The following is a 19545-nucleotide window of genomic DNA, read 5'->3' as shown; positions in this document are numbered from 1 at the left end:
ACATTATTCGTGTTGTAATCGATGTTGCCTCTTGATGAACAAACATCACAGCCGCGGAGCGGACGCTGCCGGCTGAGACAAGGAGGAACGGCAGATGTCCATCCCACGCATAAAATCCAATCTCCACGATCACGTGGAGGAACTCTTCTCGGCCGATTTGCTGCGATCGAGCGACGCCGAAAACCAGTCGGCGCTAAGGACGTTTCTCTCCTCCACCTATTCGAGCCTCGCCTCCCTGGCATGGCATTTGGGCGCCGACGGTGACGTTTTTCAGCGCGAAGCCGTACCCGCGTCGGAAATCACCGACGACGCTTTCTTTGAAATAGTCCGCGAGCGCGAGTTTGCAGGCGCGCGGGCCGACAACGCCGAAAGCTCACATGGAACACATAATCATCGTCAGCAGTTCGGGAGGTCCTTCTGATGCGCGCCGAGACCTATGCCGTCGTCAATCTCGCCGCCTTGAACCTCATCGAGGCGATTAGCGCCGCCTATTATGTCACCGAGGAGGAAGCTGCCGCCCGCCACGAGTTTCGCGCGCGCCAGATGCTGAAGAAGGTCGCCGCCGCATTGGGATACGAAGTGGCCACGGCCGTATGCACCGATAAAGCCGTAGACGACCCTAAGGAAGGTTGCTTTTCTGCCCATCCCGGCCTGAGGCTCGTGCCCATGCCTCATGAAAGGAAGATTGAGATATAGTTGCGCCATGTCCAAGGTCGCGGCTGGAGCGGACATGATCGGCGACGTCTCGGAAAGATCCTACGAACCATTGGCATTAGCGGATCTGAGGATGATTGCCTCGGCCGCCATGCAAAGTCTCAATGCTGTGTTTGATCGCGCGAGAGTGGCCGGCCTCTATCGCAATCGTCTGCTCCTGCTGGCCCTCGCGCAGGGAAGCGCGCTCCACTACCTCAACGGCACGAACGGCATAAAAGATTTCGACGTTTGGGCCTACTTCGAGGCCGGTCCCGCAAAACCGTTTCCGCACAGGAAACGATGGTGCAGCGATCTCGGCCCAACGCGCTTCGGCAGACATCCCGACGATCTCGGCTATTCCGGCCGCCGCCTTGATGTCATGGGCCGATCGATCGAAGTGGTCAGCGGCGAAAGCGCCGAGGACGCCGTGCGTCGATGGCTGGCCTCCAGCGCGAAATCAGCCGTCGCCCTACGGCAGAAGCCGGTGTTCTGCCTGTTCCCCGAGAGTTCCTTTAGCAAGCGCATCAACTAGCCTAAAGTTCCGGTCGGTCAGTCATCGTCCGGAGGGCACGGCCACTTGTCAGGCGCAGTAAGGCCAGCGGGAAGCTTCGTTGCAGCATCGCCACAAGCGAGATCGACTTGATCCTGCGTAAGACCCTTTGCAGCCGAAAGGTCTAGCCCCTCAATCCTCGTCAGAAACAGAAAGGCGCGGTCGAAATCGATCGGGCCCTCGAAAACTGCGCCGCTCAAATCGGCACGCGACAAATTGGCCACGGAGAAGCGCGTTCCGGTCACAACGGCCTTGCCGAAATTGGCGCGGCCGAGTTCGGCCTTCTCGAAATCGGCTCCCGTCAGCCGCGCCCCGGTGAAATCGGCGCGCTGCAACTCGGAACTGACGAACAACGCACCCTCGGCGGAAATGCCGGAGAAGTCGCCACGATAGCCCTCGACTCTGGAAAAGTTCGCTTTATCGGCCTTGGCGCCGGCAAGCGAGGCCCGCACCAATGTGGCCTTCTCCAGATTTGCCGCGGTGAGGTCAGCGCCGTTCAGGTCCGTGGAGGCAAAATCCGTATCGACCAGATTGCCGCCTTTCAGATCGCTGCCGCCGAGCATCAGTTGCCGTTTGTTGCAATCCTGCCAATCCGCCCCAGGTCCCGGTAGGCTCTTGCAATCCGCTGCCTCCGCGCTGCGGGCAAGGCCCGATGCGGCGAGCGCGACCAGGCATAAAATGATGCCGCGCCGTTTCACGGCCCCGCTTGCCCCCCCTGCATGCTTGGTCGATGCCGCTGCCCACAAGACCATGTCAATCCGCCCCCAAGGGATGTCATTTTATTATCCAACGCGCTGCGACGAAAGCCGGTTGCCTTCCTGTGCCGAGAAAAGGATGACCAAGGCGTCCAGCATCCGCCGGATTGGGAGTACCCATCGCGGCTCTTGCCGCTTCCCTATGCCTCGACCGCCTGGATCGCGGAAACCTGCCAGTCGCCGCGCAGCTTGCGCACGAAAGTCCACAACTCCACTGCTTCGGTCGGATGCTCGGCATCTCCGCTGACGACCCGGCCGGTTGCCCGATCCCGCATCACGTCGATGCTCTCATAGCGCATGGCGACAGTTGCATAGTCGGCGCCGCTCTCGTTCCAGGCCTCGGCGACATCGCCCTGAACCAGATGAACGTCGCGGACATCATTCTTAAGCCCATTGGTCGCGTTTTCGCCGAGCTCTTCAGCAAGGTAGGACATGGCCTCCGGGGTCGTCAGCCGGCGCAATGCGGCATAGTCTTCCGCCGCGTAGGCCGCCTGCAATTCCTTCAGCATCGTTTCGAACCGGTCGAGATCGCGCTGCTCGATGCCGATCTCGTCCGTCTGCGCTCCCACGGCGGACGCGGACGCTGTCGTAGAGGCCGCGGCGGCGCTCGCACCGAGGCCACCCGACCCCTCGCCGATTCCTGGAATGCGGAAGGACGACGGCGCTGTTGCGGCTGCTGAAGACTGTACCGAAGACCCCGCATAGGCCGGGCTCCGCCCGCGGCCAAACAGCCGCATCGCGAAGGTAACGACGAGGAAGATCAGGCCAAGCTGCAGCAGCAGGCCCAGGAAGCCGATGCCGCCGCCAAACCCGTGACCGAGCAGCATGCCGAACAGCCCGCCCATCAGCAGTCCGCCCAGCATCGAGCCGCCGAAACTGTTGAAGAAGCCGGGACGGTTTGCCGTCCGGTTCTGCGTGGTCGGGCTGGCGGCGCTCGGCGCGTTCTGCCGCGGCGTCATGGTCCGCTCGATCGGCGCGGCCGAAGTGGGCGCCGTGCGCGTTACCGGTGCGGTGGAAAAGGTCCGGCTGCCACGCGAGCCGAATCCACCGCCGGCGCGCCGGGCTTCGGCGACGTCAACCACCGCCAACATGACCACGAGGGCAACCGCCATTAACGACAGAATACGCTGCATCTTTGTGCTTCCCATTTCAACTCCCGACCGCGATGCGGCCATGCAAGGCGCATATAGCGCTTGCGGGGCGAGAGTTTAAGGGTTTTGGTACCAATTATAAAAGGACGCGGAGCGCAACAATCGCGACGTCACACCTGCTTGCTTGCTTCCCGCGGCGCGGTCGGCTCCGATGCAAAGGGAATAGGCGCGATGAAACCGAGCTCAAGCAATTGCCTTGACCCGGAAAACCGAACGGAATGCTCATCGGCAAAATCGAATTCGCCGGTTTTCTGCAGGTCATTCAACATTTTGCGGTAGATGGCCGCCCCGTCGAAATATTGTCCGTCGCTTACCGCCTGCTCTATCTTCTCACGGTAATCGGAAAAGAATTTGAAGTGTAGCAGCACCCCGGAAATGTCCAGGAAGTTTCTCTCGCACGGCAGCGGCTGATGAATGCTGACACTAAGACTGCAATTCCTGTCCCAAAAGATCAGCGGATATTTGATGAGCTCCAGCACATGCGCGAACTTGCGCTTCCGCGGGCCGCCCGTGATGCTTATGGCTCGTTTGGTGTAACTGATTTCATACCCGACGCCGTCGAAATGGTCGGCGATTTCCCACGGCATGCGATGATCGTCGGTGTCGAGCGTGGCCGAACCGAGCGGCCCGGTCGGATACATGTCGAGCATGGGAGCAGCGAGACGCTTGTCGCCCCGCCGTTCGAGTACCTGGATCAGCTTGTCGAGGCGCTGATGCTCGGAGTCCTGATAGATCAGAAATTCATCTGAATCGACATTGAGATACCACCTATCCCCCCCGTAGCGGTCGAATAGGGCTTCGCGCCACTCACGGCCGCGGCGAGCATCGCGATAACGCAGAGGCGAACTCCACACGTCGACGTCCACTTGAGAAAGCAGGTATTCGCGTGTGCCATCGGATGAGACGTCATCGACACAGATGAAACGGGAAACGCCGAGCTTCCTGTAATGCGCCAGGAAGGGCGGCATCAGCTTTAGGTCGTTGTGCGTATTGAAAACGAGCGGAATATCATCCTTGGCGAGGGGTCGTTGACCACCTTCCCGCAGGCAGACCATCGCGATCTCGCGTTTCCTTTTACGCACTCGAGCGGCGAGTTTGTAAGTCTCATACCGGGTCATCAACCGATCTAGAAGACTCCTGTGGTTTCGCCGGGTGTCAGAAAGACGAAAAGGATAGTGAAGATCGCCCAATATGCGCTCCAGTCGGCCGCCACGATACCAGCGTGTATCGATATCGCCTCGAGAATTCAACTCCACACGCTGCCCGCCAGCCAAACGATCCGAACCCGTCCGTCAGAACGCGAACGGATATCGCGGCTCAAGGCTCCGCGTCGCCAGTTTGAAGAAGTTCTTGACCTTCCCGGGTATGTGTTCCCGGCGATCATAGGCGTCCAGCAAGTGTGCGGATCTGCGATCCTCGTCGAAGCGGGCAACCCATTCATCGGTCACCCCGTCGCGCTGAACCGCCATCGTCGTTTGGAGCGCGCCCGGCGCGGGCACCCCCAGGTGTTCCGCAACGCAAGAGACGAAAGGCGAAGGGTCCGGGACCAGGTTCTCGTAAACAAACTCGGTAGACTTCGCGCCCGTAAGTTCCAGATAGCTCCTCCAGAAACTATAGCTGTCGCGAATATAGAAAAAGCATTTCGCGATCTCTTCGAAATCGTATTGTGGATCAGAATTTCCCCCAATATGGGCAGCGAAACTGCGGGTTTGTCTTGCCCTGGCATAGGAAATGGCTTGTCGTAGGGTGTCGTCGCGTCGCAGGAAGACAAGCGCCACATCGTGTACGGAAAGGCAATATTGAATGAAGTCCATCCCGTAGACTTCACGGGTGATGAAAAGATGGTTGGGGAATATCTTCAGCCCGAAATTACCATTTTCGGTAGAACTCTTTCTGATGATTTCCTCGAAGAATTCCTCCCACGACAAGGAACTGGTGTCGAGACGATGGATTTTTGGCGACAGCCATTCGCTCGACCGCCCCATGTTTCCCGAATTATTGATGAGGGAGCCAAGCCAATTCGAGCCGCTTCTCGCCTCGGTCAAAAGTAGATACCCGCGCATAATTCTCCGTCAGATCCGTCTTGCAACGCTCCAGCCGGCCGGGTGCTAAAGAGAAATGTCGGCGATTTTTGGGGCGCATCGTGTTCGCCAAAGGTATTGAACTGCCGATCTGGAGCGTTGGGGCCAGTCACGAAAATCGGAGCGCGCACTCGCCCGTCGGTTCGCCCAATGAGGACGATAATTTTTCCCAAGAATTTTGCAGAGGGTGCTGGACAAGCCAGGCGAAGGCCATTATACGCCCCACCAGACCGCTGCGACGCGGTCTTGGACGGGTGATTAGCTCAGTTGGTAGAGCAGCTGACTCTTAATCAGCGGGTCCACGGTTCGAGCCCGTGATCACCCACCAAATTTTTCAAAGGCTTGCTGCCAACACCTCATGTAAAGCTTGATGCAATTTCGCGTCGGGGTAACACCTCGGGTAACCAGAGATCAACGTCGCTAAGCCCCTACTGGCAAGAATCCGCTGATCAATTGCGCCTGGGTGAATTCGGGTTCCCCGCTTTCACCACCTACGAAGACGTCACAGCTCATCATGTATTCCGCCTTACGGTGGACGCCCTCGATCGTGGCAGGGCGATAGGTGCATAGAGCTTCAGCAGCCTTCGTCATTTCAGCGTCGACCTCATCGGGCACGTCGCCGTCCGGGAGGTCGTCGTAGCGCTGCATAGCTGCCTTGTGGGCGTCTATCAGCGCCTGGACGGTCGGAAGATCGGTCATAGCTGGCCCTCCCTTGCCATCCGGAGGAAGCGATGGTCCTTCACTTTGATGTCCGCGACCACATAACCGGCGACGACTTCCTCGAACTCTTGAACGCTCAAGACGTGTTTAGTCTCGTATCGCTTGTTGTCCCGAAAGAGCATCACGCTACCTTTGCCGTCGAAAACGCACTGGACGCGAAAGAGGTCGATAACACCGAAGTGGGAGACAATCGCGTAGACGCCGTCGCCGACAAACTGCGAGATCGGCGCCAACAACACATAGTCGCGCTTGTTCATCAGCGTAGGCTCCATACCGTCGCCGTCGACCAAATGGACGCGGAGCTTGTCGGAGCGGACGTTCTCAGCCGGGATCGGCGCGAATATCAGCTCGTTCATTTCAGCAACTCCCTCAGATCTTCGATGCGGTCGCGCAACGAAGCGATGTCCTTGTTGATCTGCATCGACAGTGCCTGCAGGGCATTGCAATGGCGGGGCTCCTCGATCGAGCCGGCGGCCAGGAACATGGCGTCATTCAAGCAGGCGATGGCGCCGAGGAGGTCGTCGACGACAAGCAGATCGGTGGATGAGATGCGGTTTTTCGGCAAGCCTTCGGCGGCTGCCTGAATCGGTCGATCAAGCATTTCAGATACTCCGGATTGTATGGTTGCGTAGTGTGCGGCCTATCAGGCCAGGTAGATGTCCTGCATGAACCAAGCGACCGCGAAGGCGATCACTGTGATGGCGAGAGCTTCGAACATGACCGGGTCTCCCGTTTGTGTTCCTAATGGTGATATTTACACCACTAACGATAATATCATTACCGATTTGCTGTCAACCAGATTTGGTGATAAAAGCACCATATGAAGCCAAATCAATGCCGCATGGGCCGTGCAGCCCTCAATTGGAGCACTCAGGAACTCGCTCGCAGGGCGGGCTTGGGGCCCAACACCGTCAACCGCTTTGAGGCTGGTCAAGACGCTCGCGTGAGCAGCGTTGAGAAGATGCAGAAAGCCATGGAAGACGCCGGCCTCGTCTTTATCGCGGATGGTGAGACGTCAGCCGGCGGTGGGCTTGGCGTGAGGCTCCGATGATCGACGAAGACGGCAATACACACTTCGCCGACCTCTGGGCAGACGAGAAAGCCCGCGAGCGATATCTCCTCTGGTCGAAGGAAACCTATGACCACTTCCGTCGCTACCAAGAGCATTCACACCGCGGTCATATCGAGTACGGCAAGTGGCTGATGGCGTCGCTTTTGGCCGTTCATGGTGGGGCAATTTACGCGATCAGCAGCCTGAAGGCTTCGGTCAGGCAAGACCAAATTGCCGGCCTCGTCGATGCAGCGGCGTGGAATTTGGCAGGCATCTGCTTTACCTTGCTGGCGGGCTTCGCTGCTTGGGTGAACTTCCAATGCGCCGAGAACATCTATAACGCCTGGGCGAAACCGGAAATGCTGTTCCGCTCGGATGCCTCCTTCATCAAAGCTCCGAAGAGAGACCCCATTACGGCCACTTTGATTCTAGCTGCTGCCTTTGGATTTCTGGCGGGTTTTAGTTTCCTGGCGAGTGCAGTAGGCATCGTGCAGACGCTGAAGTCCTAGTCTCGACGGTATCACCTTCCTCAAAATCCCTGCGTAGGAGGCCGATTTCCGCCGTCCCGCATGTCGCCGGTATCAAGACATAGGCAAGGCGTTGCCCGAGCGTTTTCCCGCTGTAGGGAGATGTGTCACGCAATCGACATGATCGGCGGTTACACAGATCTCACTTCGCCATTGACCACGGATGTACTGGCAATGGCTGCAGGAAGGTCGGGTTTACCCGGCCTTTTTTGTTTGAGGGACTTATTCGAAAATCAGATTGCGACTTCAGCCTGCCGCCTGCGGACCGTCTTCAGCGGTTTTTCGATGAACTCATAGGACAGAGCCGCGACAACGATCGCAAAGCCGGCAACGACAAGAAAAGTGAGACCGGAAGGAAGCTCGTATCTGAGGAGCCGCGATAGCGGGTAATGCCAGAGATAGACGCTGTACGAGATCACGCCGAGATAGACGAGCGGACGCAGCGTCAGAATGCGGTGCAGCCTTGTCCCTTCTGTCGAAACCACCGACAGGATCAGGCCACCGGCCGCGAGATCGACAATGATGCCGCCCCAGGCGATGAATGCAGGCGATCTGAACGGGGCTATCAGAAAACCGACGGCGAGAACGTAGGTGGCAAGCCTGCCGATGATCGCAGCCGTTTCCGGTTTCGGCCGCCAGTGCATCACCGCGATCAGCCCGCCGAGCATCAGACCGCTCATTCGCGTATCGAAGCGATAGTAGGTCCGATACCAGTCCTGCCAGATTAGCGCGTCGGCAACGCGCCACGCCGTAGCCGCCACGAATGCGACGATCAAGAACCGGGCGAGCGCCCGTTGCGAAAGTGTGCGCGTCGCCAGGATGACAAGTGGCCAGATCAGATAGAAATGTTCTTCTACCGAAAGCGACCAGGTGTGTCCGAGCATCAACGGCTCGTGCCAGAAGGCCATGGCGTAATCGGTTAGGTACGTGGCAGCGATTGCCGTATCGACAATTGCGTCGCGAGCCGGGAACAGTGTGGGAGCGACGGCGGCATAGGCGGCGAGCATCAGCAACAATGGCGGCCAGAGGCGGAGCGCTCGACGCCAGTAGAAGCGGCTCAGCGAAACGGTTCCGGTTTCCATCACCTCGGAGCGCAAAATCGAAGTAATCAGATAGCCGCTCAAGACGAAGAAGAGATCAACGCCAATGGAGCCGCCCCCCGTGAACGGTAAGCGGCAATGAAATGCCACCACGGCCAGAACGGCGATGGCGCGCAAACCGTCGAGCGCGGGATTATACTGCATCAGTCGATGCAGGTCGCTTTAACGACCGTGCCGCCAAATATTCTGAGGCGAACGCTATCATTTCTCGATCACCGTGGCTTGTTTTCCCAATCCACAGTTGAATTGAATTCCGTTACCCCCGTCAATTCACCCGAATTTGTTAGCCATAAGTATTTTTCCCCGCCGATCGCTCCCGCTGGTCTGCCTCTTTGGCGAGGCGCATGGCATTGTTGGCGCGGAAATAGGAAAGCCCTGCCTCCTGGAGATACCGTTTCCACTGACCATGCTGAAGCCGAGCCCGGGCCTCGATCAGGCGACGGCCGAGCTCGAGGCGACGACCGCGACTGTTCGTGACGCCGGCACGCCGCCGCAGCCCGTGTCCGGAATCAGTGTTCGACAGGCCATAGCCGACTAGAGCCGACAGTCGGGAATAAATAAGAGCCGTCAGGGTATACCGTAGCGGAGTCGTGCCCCTCAAATGGTCCGCGGCAAGCATGATCGCGCCGAGCTCGAGACGATCCCATAGTTCAAGCCACGTCGACGCGTTTTCATCGATCCACTCAGAACAGACCAAAATCAGGTCGGATACAGCCCAAAGGCTCCATTCCTCGATCAGCCAGCCATTTCCCTTCGTTTCAGCCAGCGTGCTCAGAACCAGCCGGAGATGGCCTTCCCCACGCTTATTGAGAATTCGGCGCATCGTCGCGGCTGCTCGAGTCTGTCCCGGCTTCGGCATCTCATTCGCCGGGATGATCTCGATATCGAACTCTGAGCAAATGGAGCGGACTAGCGCTTCGGACATTGTGGCTCCTTATCGGCTCTGCAAGACCTGGAGAACGGTGCGGCGAATGTCGTCTGCCATCGATTGGCGAGAACGAGCGTCACCGGTGTCACCGTGGAAGTTGAAAGTCATCGGCGCATGGACCGTGGTCTTTTCCTTGGCCGTTCCGCCACTGCCCCGGCTGTCGGAAACCTTGCTGTCGTCGACGACAATCACGCGCTCGTTGCGACGCTTGAAGAACTCGACGCGTTGATCTTCCCCCGGCATGATTTGCCCGCCGGTTGCGAAGCCGACTTGCCGCTTCAGCCGATCGAGCAGGGACGGCATGTTGTGGCCGCTCAACAGTCTGGCGATGCCCTGGGTCGGGCCGCCGCTCACCCCATTCAGCGCCGCCGTGTTGCCGTTCAGCATGGCGTCCGCAACAGGATCATACCGGCCGCCGCCCGTGCCGGCGAAGTTGCGGGCCGCGTTGAAGTAATAGGCCGAATACGGATCGAGATGGCTGGAGCCGCCGCCGGACGAACCACCCGAGTAGCTGCCCCGCGAAGACGACCCGCCGCCGGAATAGGACGAGCCGCCCGAATAGGAGGCCGAGGACGAGGCGGACTTCAGCGCCTTCAGGCAGGCAATCATCTCCTGATCGTTGCTCTCCGCCGTCTCCCAATAGTTCGTATGGATGCGGAGCTCCTGCACGACGTTGAAGAGATGGTCTTCGATCAGTGACAGAGCGTCACGGCCACCGGAGAGAATCGATGCGGTCGCGTTGGTGTTGGCGACACTGCCTGCGCCGGACATCTTCAAGAGTTCCGGGCCGTTCTCGCCGACCAGATAGGTGCCGCCGGCCGAGACAGGGCCACCCGCCGCACGAGCCCCGCTGATCTGGTAGCCCATATCCTGCAGGATGCCGAGGTCATAGGGGCTGTCGTAATAGCTGGCCGTCTTGCCGCCGTAGGAGCCGTTACCGGCCGACACGCCGACCGTCTTTCCACCGCCGACCTGATACTGCGAGTAGGAGAAATCGGCATTGCCACCCGGGTACATGACCTGCTGGGAGCCGTACCCGCCGCCGCTGGTATACACGCCCACCTTCTGGCCACCGCCTACGCTGTACTCGTAGTATCCGATCCCAACCATTCGGTTCGGGATGCCCATGATCTCGGCGGACAGCGACTTGACGCGAGATTCCAGATTGTCGACGTGGAAGTACGCGTTGATGACCGAGTCCACCCATGCATTGACGGACTTGGAATCGCCGCCAAGCTGGAGAAGGGATGCCCGGATCAGTTCCAGCGCCTCATGTGCGCCCTGCGCCGTCAGCCGACCGTCATTGAGCGCCGCGAACACCTTGCCGATGGAGGATGCGGCGGCATCGATCGCGCCGGCAGCTTGTCCGGACATGCCAGTGCCGAACACGTCCGCAACCGGCGTCTGAGCCGCGGCCGCAAGCGTTGCCTGGATTTCCTTCAGTTCGGTCTTCATCGTGCGGAGCTGCTTGCTCGACTGTTCGAAGCCGGCAAGCGTGTTCCGGCGCGCGTCGGCCATCTGCTGGTTGACGTCGACGACGGCGCTTTTCGCCTGCTGCCATGCCGCACCAACGCCGCCAACTGCTTGGCTGAGGCCGTTTGCGCCCTGGATGGACTGGGAGAAATCCATGTCGGCGAATTCGGAGAGGCGCGACTGAGCGCGGTTGGTGCCTATGCGGTCGATCGAGCCCTGGAAGAACTCGCGGATGGGATGGCTGTTGTTGATCGCAAGGCTTTTGGCCTTCTGCGCCTCGTTCTCCCGTGCCAGTGCGGCCGCATAGGGGTTCTCACGCAGTGCAATCAGCTGGCCAGAGGCATCGACATTCGGCAGTTCAACGCCTGGTATCGTATTGAAAGCATTGATGATTTCGTTGACGGCCTGCTTGGAAGCATTCGCTAGCTTGTTCAAATGGTCTATCGCGATGTTGACAGCGCCGACGAACGCCGCGCCAACGATGTTCGGCAGTTGATCCCACATGAACTTGATATCGCTGCCGACCGCCCGGAAGGCGTTAATGATGATTTCCGCGATGTCGACGGCAGCCGAGCCGAGTTGGCTGAAGGCGTAGAAAACCGGGTCCAGGACTGCACTGAAGGCCGGCCCGAAGGTGGATTTCAGCCCCTCCCACGCGACCTGGAATACGGCCGTGAGCGTTTCGCCCCAGGTTACAGTTTCGCCGAGTGCCTTGCTCGCTTCCGACCTGATGTGTGAGAGGCCCGCCGCCCCAGCAGCGCCGGCCGCTATAGCGATCGGTCCAAGCGCGCCCAATGCGGCGCCAGCGGAACCGGCCATGACCATCGTTTCCCTGAGGGCTGCTTTGATCCCACCCTGCATTTGCGCGATCTGGGCGCCCTGCTGGGCAAGGACCATGCCCGGATTCATTCCGGAGACCAGCGACACACCGATATCGTTGAGCTGGTAGAGCAATTGCGTGCGGTACAGCACCGCATTCCGCATGGCTGCGTTGGTAGCATTGACCGCCACTGTGTTTGCCGCGAAGGCCGCGGAATGTCCCTTGATGGCAGCTACGGCAGCCAAGGACGCCTGACGCTCTCGGCTCAGAGCTGCGGTCATCTCATTGACCGAAATGGCGCCCAAACGGTGCGCCTGCCTGATCTCCTCCTGGGTCTGCTTGTAGCGCTGCAGCACCGCGAAGGTCGGATTGAATTTGGCCCTCAGCGCGTCCTGTTGCTGGCCGATAGCCAGAGCGGACCCGTGTGCTGACTTCGCCATCTGCTCATTGGCGCGCGTCAGTTGATCGGTCATCTTCTGCGCATTGATCGCAGCGTCGCCGATCTCCTTCAACTCGCGTTTGACCACGCGGCCGCCCGTTTGTGCGCCCGAGGGATCGATGAAAATCGAGACGCCTCTATCCATTTGTCATCAATCCTTGTGCAGGGTGTCGAGCGCTCCCCGCATGTCGCGGTAGATCGCATCGAGGGTGGATAGGGCGTGGTCAGCTACTTGGCGCATCGCCAGATGGTCCGGAGTCGACCATGGCCGGCGACTGAAGGCGTCTGCCATCTTCTCTATTTCGGATTTGCGCTGCCGGTACAGCCTGGCCATGTTCGCCCGAGCAGCCTTGTAGCCGGCGCCCGAGCGAGCGAGCTCGTCGTGAGCTGCATCGCCGAAGGCTTCGACGCTGTCCTTGAATGTGGCCATAGCTGCTGTGGCGTCCATGTCAGCCGACCTTCGCCTGATCTGCGATCAGATGATCCCGGCGCGCGGCCCAAGCATCTCGCAGACTGTCGCCGCTCTCGGGGTAGAAACTGGGGTGGCGAAACTCCCACGGAATGCGGTCCGCATCGCCGCGGAACGTGGCCACGGGATGCACGGGAACGCCGCCGTTGTTGATTGCGGCTTCAATGCCGGCGAGATCGACATAGGCAGCGCGCAATTCAGCGACCGCGGCTGCATATCGCTGGCCGGCTTCTGCTCGCATCTGAGAAAGGTCTGTGCTCGACATGGGCGTTTCTCCTTAAGCCGCTTGCTGCTGGACGGGGTCCAGTTCGCCGCTTACCCAGCGGGCGATGAAATCGTTCTGATCTTGCTTGTTCATGGCCTTGTAGAGCTCGACCATGTCCTCGACGTTCCGCGCCGCCGGCATGCCCTTCTTCGCGAATTCCGCTTCGATGGGCGCCGATGCCTTGCTCATGAACTCGTCAAAGGCCTTGCCGTTGCTGTGCTCATAACCGGTAGCCTTGCGGATGTTGTCGACAGCGTGATTGATCGCTATGTCGGCGAGATTGATGCATTCGCGCTCGACCTCAATCTCCTTTAGTTTTTCCGGATGCGATGCGGCGACGATGTCCGCTTCAAGCTTGGTTCGGAGCTGGTCATCGATGCCGCTCAAGTGATTGGGCGCCTCGAATACGGCTGCGATCGTTGCCGGATCTGGATTGCGCATCAGGAGGGCGGCACGATCGCCAGGGGCCATGCTGCGCAGATGAGCGCGAAGCTCCTGGCGAAGCAGCGCGCCCGCGACGTCGCCCTTGTCGGGCTTGGGAATCGTCAGGGCTTGCCGCTTGGCCGTCACAGCCTCCGCCGAAGCCTCCAGCTTGCAGCGAGAGCGGGCGAGATCCGGAATGCATTCCTTGGTCACGAACTCGCGCATGGCCTCGTCGAGACCCTTGTCGCTGAGAGTGCCTTTGGCCTTCAGTTCGTTCCGCTTCTTCGTGATCTTCCCGGCGATCTCAAAAGCCCCACTGAGGGTGAGGTGATAGGGCAGCAAGCGGCCATTGTTGAGCCACTCTGTCTTGAACCGGGCCTGGATGTTTTGCTCAAAATTCATAGGGCTCTCCTTCAGTAAAAGCCGATGATGTCTTGTTCGTAGCCGCGGCGGTCGACAAGCGGGGCGTTCAGCACACCGGCGACCGCGTTAGCCAAGTCGTCATGACCGCCTGGTGCGTGATCGATGGATTCCTTGCCGCCGCGGTTCACTCGGCGCTCCAGTCCGACGATCTGATTGACGAGCCGATCGGAATCGAGCAGGTCGGCCGACCTGCTGTTCAATCTAGGCAACAGATCGCGATAGAGATCCGAGCGCGGCTTTTCGCAGAGCTTGTAGTTGACGCCCTTCTTCCGGAACTGCTCCCTGGGCCATTCGCCGGCGTAACGGTCGCCTTCGACCTCGGTGATGCGATACCGGGCCAAGGTCTCGACAAACTCTGCGACAACGGCCTCGGGGCTGAAGGGTGGCTTTTTCTCCCTCATGCAGTCGAGAACGACGCGCTCGCCTTCATTGTGGCCGATCGCCAAAGTCATGGAGTCATTCGAGCCGCCGCTCGGATCGACGAAGGCGCGATAGCGATTGCTCGAAACATAGGGCCGCTCATAGACGCCGGGCGAAACGCAAGCTTCCACCACTTCGATATTCACGAACTGCTCGATATCGGCGCGGAACTCCGCCATGAATTCAGCGCCGGCCGATGCCTGGTCACGCTCGAGCGCCCGGTCGACGACATCTTGCGAAATCGTAGGGTTCATTTCCCTGGTCGTGGCTTTCCAGACCAGCGGAGCGTCATCCTTGCCCCAATACCGCTTGAAGGCATCCCAGAGCGCTCCGCGGCGTGCATGAGGCGACGAGGCGCACAGCAACATTGAAGTGGGGATGGAGGCCATTCCTGGCCGGATGGCATCTAGGATCGCATAATCCGGCTCTGCCGCGTCATCCGTCCTCCAGAAGGCGAGCTCGTCGCATAGAACGGCCGCGTAGGTGTAGCCGCGCGTCGATCGGAAGGAAGCGGTGCCGACTTCAATGGTCGTGCTGTTGTCGAGGTCGTAGGAATCGGCCGTGTCGCGCTGAACCATCGCCTTCAGCACGTCGATGTTGTCGAGCATGGCCCGGACATAGCGAAGGATAACACGCGCCTGCCGGCGATCTGTGGCGATCACAAGGACGGTCGCACGCTCGCCCGGTGCCAGGTATTGGCGATAGTCGAAAAAGCAGGCCAGGTAGACCGCAATCAACGCCATGTGGAAGGACTTGCCCCCGCGGCGCCCGATCACCATCCAGGCCTCTCTCTGAGCCTCCGTGGGGGCCTCTTTGCGGCCGGTATGGTGTTGGTAGAGGTCTAGCTGCTCATCTGTCATCGGCAGCCCAAACATGGCTGCAAGGAAGGCATGCCACGCCCGATAGGTCTCCGGCTTCCGGAACCACGGAGCAAAGATCTTCGGATGCTGGCAGGCCTCGAGGATGTTCATGCAGCCTGCCCCGCCAGAAGGTCAGCGAGGGACTCGCGGGGCTTGGCCGGCGCTTCACCCATGCCGAGCGAACGCAGGCAGCGGGTCAGGCTGTTCGACCAGGCCAGATACTCTCGGCTATCGCGTTCGGAGAGAGGGCCTTCACCCTCCAGGAGCTTGGCATCCATCAGGGCGCAATGCAGGCTCAGCCATGCCGCGCGTTCGATCAATGCCCGCTGGGGTGCTGTTGGCTTGCCGCCGACATGCTGGGTGAGCTCATCCCGGACACTTTGCATAAGGCGTGCTTCCCGCCTGCGTCCGTCCAGCTTCGCCAGCACGTTCGGCCTCGAATGGGGGCCTAATTGGCGCATAGTAGATCCTTCTAAGGGCCATGGGCGTCATCTCGACGGCCACCACCGCATGTTGTGCGATGTCACCTATATCTACCCCATATCTTGGGTATATTCAAACGCCTCCGGGATATCCTAGACGGTCCTGCGAGCCACTCGGCTAACCTGCATCGCCGTCCACTTGCCCCCGCGGGATGTGGCTATCCCCATCTCGTCGAGGGTCCGGGCGATCTGCGATAGGGAGGCGCCGGCTTCCCGCATCGGGGCTATCAGCTTCATGACCTTGGCTGCCTCTGCGTCTGCCTTGGCCTGGATGGCGACGTTCCGCTTCATGGTGGCATCCCTCATGCCCCCGAGCTTCACACCGCGCTCCTTCGCCACTCTGAGGGCTGCCTTGGTGCGCTCTGAGATGAAGGTACGCTCCTGCTCTGCCAGGGCTGCATAGATGTGCAGTTGGAACTTATCGGCCTGGGGCATCTGGGCGACGCGCAGCTTGACCTTCGGATCGTCCATGAGGGTGGCGATGAAAGAGACCTTGCGGCTTAACCGATCCAGCTTTGCAATCAGTAACTCGGCGCCTGTCTTGCGAACCAGGGCAAGGGCCTTATTCAGTTCAGGCCGGCCGTTGTTGGCCCCGCTGTCGACGTCCTGAAACCGTCCGATGATCTCATAGGGGACGGCGCTAAACCGATCGAGGAAGATCCCGATATCCCGCTCCTGAGCTTCAAGCCCCAGTCCGGACTTGCCCTGGTCCTCTGTCGAGACGCGCGTGTAGATCACATATCGCAGCATGGCTTTTCCCCACCGCCTTGCTGGATATTCTCATGGCCGTATCAAATGTCAATGGACGTTGAGGCTGTTAAGTCCTTGATATTACGGAGATGCTGGAGAAACGAAGGCCGGAGTTGAGCCTTTGCGTTTGCCGCCGTTTCCCCGCTCTTTAGTGCTATCTTAGGACGACCTAACTAACGAACTGCTATCTTAGAGAGGACCAATCCATGTGGCTCGAATTACACGACAGCAATGGACCGATCTTCATCAACATGGACACTGTTGCCCACTTCCAGCGGGTTGAAGGGAAGCGGCGTACCACTCTCGTCACCATCGCGCCCAATAACGGGACCTGCGTGATGGTCCAGGTTAACGAGTCACCTGAAGAGATCATGGAGATGATCAGCGAATATTGACGGAGGTTGGCCAGGTCTCCAAGGATCGAACGGCCTAGACAGAACAGCTTACTGGACAACTCGAACCAGTGTGCCACCCTCAAGGACAGCCAAAAAGACATGGTCCCGTAACTCGAGCCCGACTTGGTTATCCCTCCTTGCGGGCTCTCTTTGTGGGTGGGGCTTTCCCCGTTTTCCCCAGGTTCTCCACACGTTTCCCACTCTCACAGCATCGTTTATCCCCAGAGCTTGCGACTCAGGGTCGTCTATCGTTTTCTGCTTATGCAACCAGTGAAAGGAACGATCTGAATGGTCGACATGGGTATGATTGCGGGTGCGGTCGGCACCTTAAAGACTGCGCTTGATATCGCTGGCACCGTGAAGGAAATGAACGACCTTGCCGTGATCCGGAACAAGGTTATTGAGATGCAGAACCTCATAATGAGTGCACAGGGTACGGCCGTTACCGCACAGTCCCAGATGCTGGAGATGGTGCACGAAATAGCCGAGCTGAAGGCAAAGCTGGCCGAGGCCGAGGAATGGAAGGCGATCGCCGATCGCTACCAACTGCGCGACTATGGCAACAACACCTTGGCTTACGAGCTAAAGGAAGGCGTCGATGGTGAGCCGCATCACCGGATTTGCCCCGTATGCTTCGAGCAGCGCCGAAAATCCATCCTGCAGTTCCGCTACAAGACTCACAGCAGTCAGGACAAGTTCAGATGCATCCCCTGCGGGGCCGACTTCGAATTCGGGGTGTATCATGCTCCCCAGTATCGTAAGCCTGAGCGCAACTGGATCCGTTGACAACGAAATCTTCCGGCTCTCCAGGCGATATGCTAATAGCTGATGACCTTGTCGCTCTGGGCGATCAGTTGCACCAACTTGTTGGGATTCCCCGGCGCAGCACCCCGCAAAACGATAGCATCGGGGGAAATGCTGCGGGCCTTGGCAGACATTCCCGAGAAGTAAATCTCGGCCTTCTCGGCTGTCGCGGCATTGATTGCCTCGAAGTGGTCGGAGAGCTTTCCGCTGCCAAGCCCTTCCACGCTTGCTGCGCTTTCTGGCGTGAGGAGATGCACACCATCTCCGGCGACAAACAAAACCAAATGATGGCCCTCTTCGAGGACGGCTCTCGCGACAAAGAATGCAAGAGCAGCCCTGGTCGGATCGTTCGGGCCTACGGTCACATGCACGAGTATCTTGGCCATGATCGCCTCCGTGGAATGTCAGAATATCACCTTTAGGCCGCGGCGATAGACGCTGCTCGTGAGGGTCAAGCGGCGGCCTCCGCGTCCTCTGGGATATTGCCAGGCTTGCCGACAAGGTTCTCTTCCACCCATTCCCGATACCGCTCGAGGGCTGGCGCTATGTTCTCCCCCGTCGACCGCCGGAAGGCTTCCCTGGTGGGCTTGTGAAGGAAGGCCCAGCCGAGAGTTGCGCAATGCTGTTCGGTCATGCGGCGCCCTTCGGGTTTTCATCCATCCACTTTGCCCAAGCTGCGCGCTGCATCTCGGCGTGAACAGCGTAGGCAAATCTGTCGACCTCACGCTTGATGTCGGCCTCCGCCATGCCCTGCACCTGCAGGCGAGCGTATAGGCGCCGGCAGGTCATTTGCCAAAAGCGATCGGCGGCCGGCCCGTGGCGATTTTCGAGCGTCCTGGCGGTCTCACGGACGAAGATCAGTTCACGGTCGACGGGAAAGGGGATGATCTCGGCATTGTACTTGCTGGCAGCGGTAGTCATGTCGAAAAGATCCATCTGTTCACCTTTCATGCTGCTTCCTCGTCCCTAGAGTCTCCACTCCCATGGGGCGCCGCCCCTTGGAACCCCGCCGGGGCATGATGCCCCAGACCCCCAGACAAACCCGCTACGCGGCTTTGCCCGATCTGAACTTGCGGTGGCGCCGGCGGAAAATCAGGCTGTGAAGCCGGTTGCACTGAAGTGTCGCCATTCCTGTTTATCTCTACTCGCGACATTGCGGTGCAATCGCGCTTCTGTCGGTAGAACCACGTGCGACGGGACATGCCTTCGGCCTCCCATGGCTTTGTGGCCGCCAATGTTTGCGCCTGCTGGGACTTGCGATCGACCATGCCCAGCTCACGCCTCTTGCGTTCCTGCCGGCCCTTATCGCGTTCACGTTTGTTCGCCTTCGCGAGGTCCTTGCGCTCCGCTGTGGCCATGTCACATGCACCGATGGTGTGCAGACCTAAGGCGGTTCGGAGTGACATCGTCACGTCGAGCAATTTGGCGACCGCATCCGCCTTAAGCATCCACTTTCGGCCGCTACCGAGTTTCGCTATCGACTGCACCGTGACCGGATCAGCCCAAGGTGCCCATTTCGAGCTCCAGGAAACGACGTCTTGTGACCGAGGGGTCATTGCCACCGCTCGCAGGTACGCAAGGCAGGTATCAACATCATCCGTGCCTGATGGATCTGGAATTCGTGATCCGTGCCGAAAGCGGATGATTTTCTCAATCTCGCGGACTCGCAGCAGCTCGCGTGAGAAATCCCATTCCTGCCTACGCGCACGTTTGCGCGCCGGCTTCTCTTTCATGATGACCTTGCCGAGCATTACCTGCTCGGACCCGTCCCGCTTCTTCTTGGTGGTTGCCTTCAACCGAACGCTCTCCTCAGCATCCGGAATTTCTCAGCCATCGCCGCGGCTTCGCAGGCCTCGACGGCCGACAGGCCAAAACGGTTCTTGAGCGCCGGGACGATCGGCCGCGGCGGCTGCGCTTGATCGGCCGGGCGGCCAAGTTCACGGCTTCATTGTCGGGGTGACAGCAG

27 protein-coding genes and 1 tRNA gene are annotated in these 19545 nt (G+C 59.5%); 8 read left to right on the top strand and 20 right to left on the bottom strand.

Annotated features, from left to right (window positions below; all coding sequences use genetic code 11):
- The first annotated feature begins 94 nt into the window (after positions 1–94).
- From N181_RS04960 to N181_RS04950, 3 genes are read left to right on the top strand one after another with little or no spacing between them, the layout of a single operon-like run.
- Positions 95–421 (top strand): hypothetical protein, encoded by a 327-nt coding sequence (locus tag N181_RS04960; protein ID WP_037397208.1) that lies wholly within the window; start codon positions 95–97, stop codon positions 419–421.
- Entirely contained in the window at positions 418–696 is a 279-nt protein-coding gene (locus N181_RS04955) for a hypothetical protein (protein ID WP_037397205.1), read from the top strand. Before N181_RS04960 ends, N181_RS04955 begins: the two co-directional genes overlap by 4 nt.
- Positions 697–730: 34 nt before the next feature.
- Positions 731–1225 carry a hypothetical protein gene (locus N181_RS04950; protein ID WP_037397235.1) on the top strand — a complete coding sequence of 165 codons (495 nt, stop codon included), beginning with the start codon at positions 731–733 and terminating at the stop codon, positions 1223–1225.
- A gap of 17 nt (positions 1226–1242) precedes the next feature.
- Here N181_RS04950 and N181_RS04945 read toward each other — a convergent pair whose 3' ends face one another.
- The 4 genes from N181_RS04945 to N181_RS04930 all read right to left on the bottom strand — a co-directional run bounded on the left by N181_RS04945 (position 1243) and on the right by N181_RS04930 (position 5212).
- Positions 1243–1995, bottom strand: a complete 753-nt coding sequence (locus tag N181_RS04945) for a pentapeptide repeat-containing protein (RefSeq protein ID WP_014328806.1) — start codon at positions 1993–1995, stop codon at positions 1243–1245.
- Positions 1996–2138: 143 nt separating this feature from the next.
- Positions 2139–3131, bottom strand: a complete 993-nt coding sequence (locus N181_RS04940; RefSeq protein WP_080577606.1) for a TIM44-like domain-containing protein — start codon at positions 3129–3131, stop codon at positions 2139–2141.
- A 128-nt stretch (positions 3132–3259) separates the two neighbouring features.
- Positions 3260–4270, bottom strand: coding sequence for a glycosyltransferase family 2 protein (locus N181_RS04935; protein WP_050984085.1), 1011 nt, complete (start codon positions 4268–4270; stop codon positions 3260–3262).
- Positions 4271–4441: 171 nt separating this feature from the next.
- Positions 4442–5212 (bottom strand): Stf0 family sulfotransferase, encoded by a 771-nt coding sequence (locus N181_RS04930; RefSeq protein ID WP_037397200.1) that lies wholly within the window; start codon positions 5210–5212, stop codon positions 4442–4444.
- Positions 5213–5482: 270 nt separating this feature from the next.
- Between N181_RS04930 and N181_RS04925 the strand changes: the two genes are divergently transcribed.
- Positions 5483–5558: transfer RNA gene (locus tag N181_RS04925), tRNA-Lys, on the top strand.
- Positions 5559–5650: 92 nt separating this feature from the next.
- Here N181_RS04925 and N181_RS04920 read toward each other — a convergent pair.
- From N181_RS04920 to N181_RS04910, 3 genes are read right to left on the bottom strand one after another with little or no spacing between them, the layout of a single operon-like run.
- Complete coding sequence (locus N181_RS04920) at positions 5651–5929, bottom strand: hypothetical protein (RefSeq protein ID WP_060563281.1); 279 nt, start codon at positions 5927–5929, stop codon at positions 5651–5653.
- On the bottom strand, positions 5926–6306 hold the full coding sequence (locus tag N181_RS04915; RefSeq protein ID WP_060563280.1) for a hypothetical protein: 381 nt from the start codon (positions 6304–6306) through the stop codon (positions 5926–5928). The genes N181_RS04920 and N181_RS04915 overlap by 4 nt, the downstream gene beginning before the upstream one ends.
- Complete coding sequence (locus tag N181_RS04910; protein ID WP_060563279.1) at positions 6303–6551, bottom strand: hypothetical protein; 249 nt, start codon at positions 6549–6551, stop codon at positions 6303–6305. Before N181_RS04910 ends, N181_RS04915 begins: the two co-directional genes overlap by 4 nt.
- 219 nt (positions 6552–6770) lie before the next feature.
- On the opposite strand from N181_RS04910, the gene N181_RS04905 reads away from it, so the two are divergent.
- On the top strand, positions 6771–7001 hold the full coding sequence (locus tag N181_RS04905) for a helix-turn-helix domain-containing protein (RefSeq protein WP_060563278.1): 231 nt from the start codon (positions 6771–6773) through the stop codon (positions 6999–7001).
- Positions 6998–7510: a hypothetical protein gene (locus N181_RS04900; RefSeq protein ID WP_060563277.1), complete on the top strand. Its 513-nt coding sequence runs from the start codon at positions 6998–7000 to the stop codon at positions 7508–7510. The genes N181_RS04905 and N181_RS04900 overlap by 4 nt, the downstream gene beginning before the upstream one ends.
- Before the next feature lie 251 nt (positions 7511–7761).
- On the opposite strand, the gene N181_RS04895 is transcribed toward N181_RS04900, so the two are convergent.
- From N181_RS04895 to N181_RS04855, 9 genes are all read right to left on the bottom strand, one after another.
- Entirely contained in the window at positions 7762–8772 is a 1011-nt protein-coding gene (locus N181_RS04895) for an acyltransferase family protein (protein WP_060563276.1), read from the bottom strand.
- 139 nt (positions 8773–8911) lie between these two features.
- The gene (locus tag N181_RS04890; protein WP_060563275.1) at positions 8912–9553 is read right to left on the bottom strand and encodes a DUF3102 domain-containing protein; all 642 of its coding nucleotides are present in this window, start codon (positions 9551–9553) and stop codon (positions 8912–8914) included.
- Between the two features lie 9 nt (positions 9554–9562).
- Positions 9563–12433, bottom strand: a complete 2871-nt coding sequence (locus tag N181_RS04885; RefSeq protein WP_060563274.1) for a phage tail length tape measure family protein — start codon at positions 12431–12433, stop codon at positions 9563–9565.
- Between the two features lie 6 nt (positions 12434–12439).
- Positions 12440–12736, bottom strand: coding sequence for a hypothetical protein (locus tag N181_RS04880; RefSeq protein ID WP_060563273.1), 297 nt, complete (start codon positions 12734–12736; stop codon positions 12440–12442).
- A 1-nt stretch (position 12737) separates the two neighbouring features.
- Positions 12738–13022, bottom strand: coding sequence for a hypothetical protein (locus tag N181_RS04875; RefSeq protein ID WP_060563272.1), 285 nt, complete (start codon positions 13020–13022; stop codon positions 12738–12740).
- A gap of 12 nt (positions 13023–13034) precedes the next feature.
- Positions 13035–13847, bottom strand: coding sequence for a hypothetical protein (locus N181_RS04870; protein WP_060563271.1), 813 nt, complete (start codon positions 13845–13847; stop codon positions 13035–13037).
- Positions 13848–13858: 11 nt separating this feature from the next.
- Complete coding sequence (locus tag N181_RS04865; RefSeq protein ID WP_060563270.1) at positions 13859–15259, bottom strand: hypothetical protein; 1401 nt, start codon at positions 15257–15259, stop codon at positions 13859–13861.
- Positions 15256–15534 (bottom strand): hypothetical protein, encoded by a 279-nt coding sequence (locus N181_RS04860; protein WP_197560541.1) that lies wholly within the window; start codon positions 15532–15534, stop codon positions 15256–15258. Before N181_RS04860 ends, N181_RS04865 begins: the two co-directional genes overlap by 4 nt.
- A gap of 189 nt (positions 15535–15723) precedes the next feature.
- A complete protein-coding gene (locus tag N181_RS04855; protein ID WP_014329632.1) occupies positions 15724–16380 on the bottom strand; it encodes a recombinase family protein in 657 nt (218 codons plus the stop codon).
- Positions 16381–16586: 206 nt separating this feature from the next.
- Here N181_RS04855 and N181_RS04850 point away from each other — a divergent pair, with 206 nt between their 5' ends.
- Both N181_RS04850 and N181_RS04845 read left to right on the top strand, forming a co-directional pair.
- On the top strand, positions 16587–16775 hold the full coding sequence (locus N181_RS04850) for a hypothetical protein (protein ID WP_060563269.1): 189 nt from the start codon (positions 16587–16589) through the stop codon (positions 16773–16775).
- Positions 16776–17063: 288 nt separating this feature from the next.
- Positions 17064–17561 (top strand): hypothetical protein, encoded by a 498-nt coding sequence (locus N181_RS04845; protein WP_060563268.1) that lies wholly within the window; start codon positions 17064–17066, stop codon positions 17559–17561.
- Positions 17562–17593: 32 nt separating this feature from the next.
- Here N181_RS04845 and N181_RS04840 read toward each other — a convergent pair whose 3' ends face one another.
- From N181_RS04840 to N181_RS04825, 4 genes are all read right to left on the bottom strand, one after another.
- Positions 17594–17965 carry a DsrE family protein gene (locus N181_RS04840; protein ID WP_060563267.1) on the bottom strand — a complete coding sequence of 124 codons (372 nt, stop codon included), beginning with the start codon at positions 17963–17965 and terminating at the stop codon, positions 17594–17596.
- Between the two features lie 65 nt (positions 17966–18030).
- Entirely contained in the window at positions 18031–18213 is a 183-nt protein-coding gene (locus N181_RS04835) for a hypothetical protein (RefSeq protein ID WP_060563266.1), read from the bottom strand.
- Positions 18210–18530 carry a DUF6074 family protein gene (locus N181_RS04830; protein WP_060563265.1) on the bottom strand — a complete coding sequence of 107 codons (321 nt, stop codon included), beginning with the start codon at positions 18528–18530 and terminating at the stop codon, positions 18210–18212. Before N181_RS04830 ends, N181_RS04835 begins: the two co-directional genes overlap by 4 nt.
- Complete coding sequence (locus N181_RS04825; RefSeq protein ID WP_060563264.1) at positions 18527–19375, bottom strand: hypothetical protein; 849 nt, start codon at positions 19373–19375, stop codon at positions 18527–18529. Before N181_RS04825 ends, N181_RS04830 begins: the two co-directional genes overlap by 4 nt.
- Between the last annotated feature and the right edge of the window lie 170 nt (positions 19376–19545).

Origin of the sequence: Sinorhizobium fredii USDA 205 (assembly GCF_001461695.1) — a bacterium.
Classification (GTDB): domain Bacteria; phylum Pseudomonadota; class Alphaproteobacteria; order Rhizobiales; family Rhizobiaceae; genus Sinorhizobium; species Sinorhizobium fredii.
Note: the sequence above shows the minus strand (reverse complement) of the source record. Positions and strands in the feature narration are given on the sequence as shown.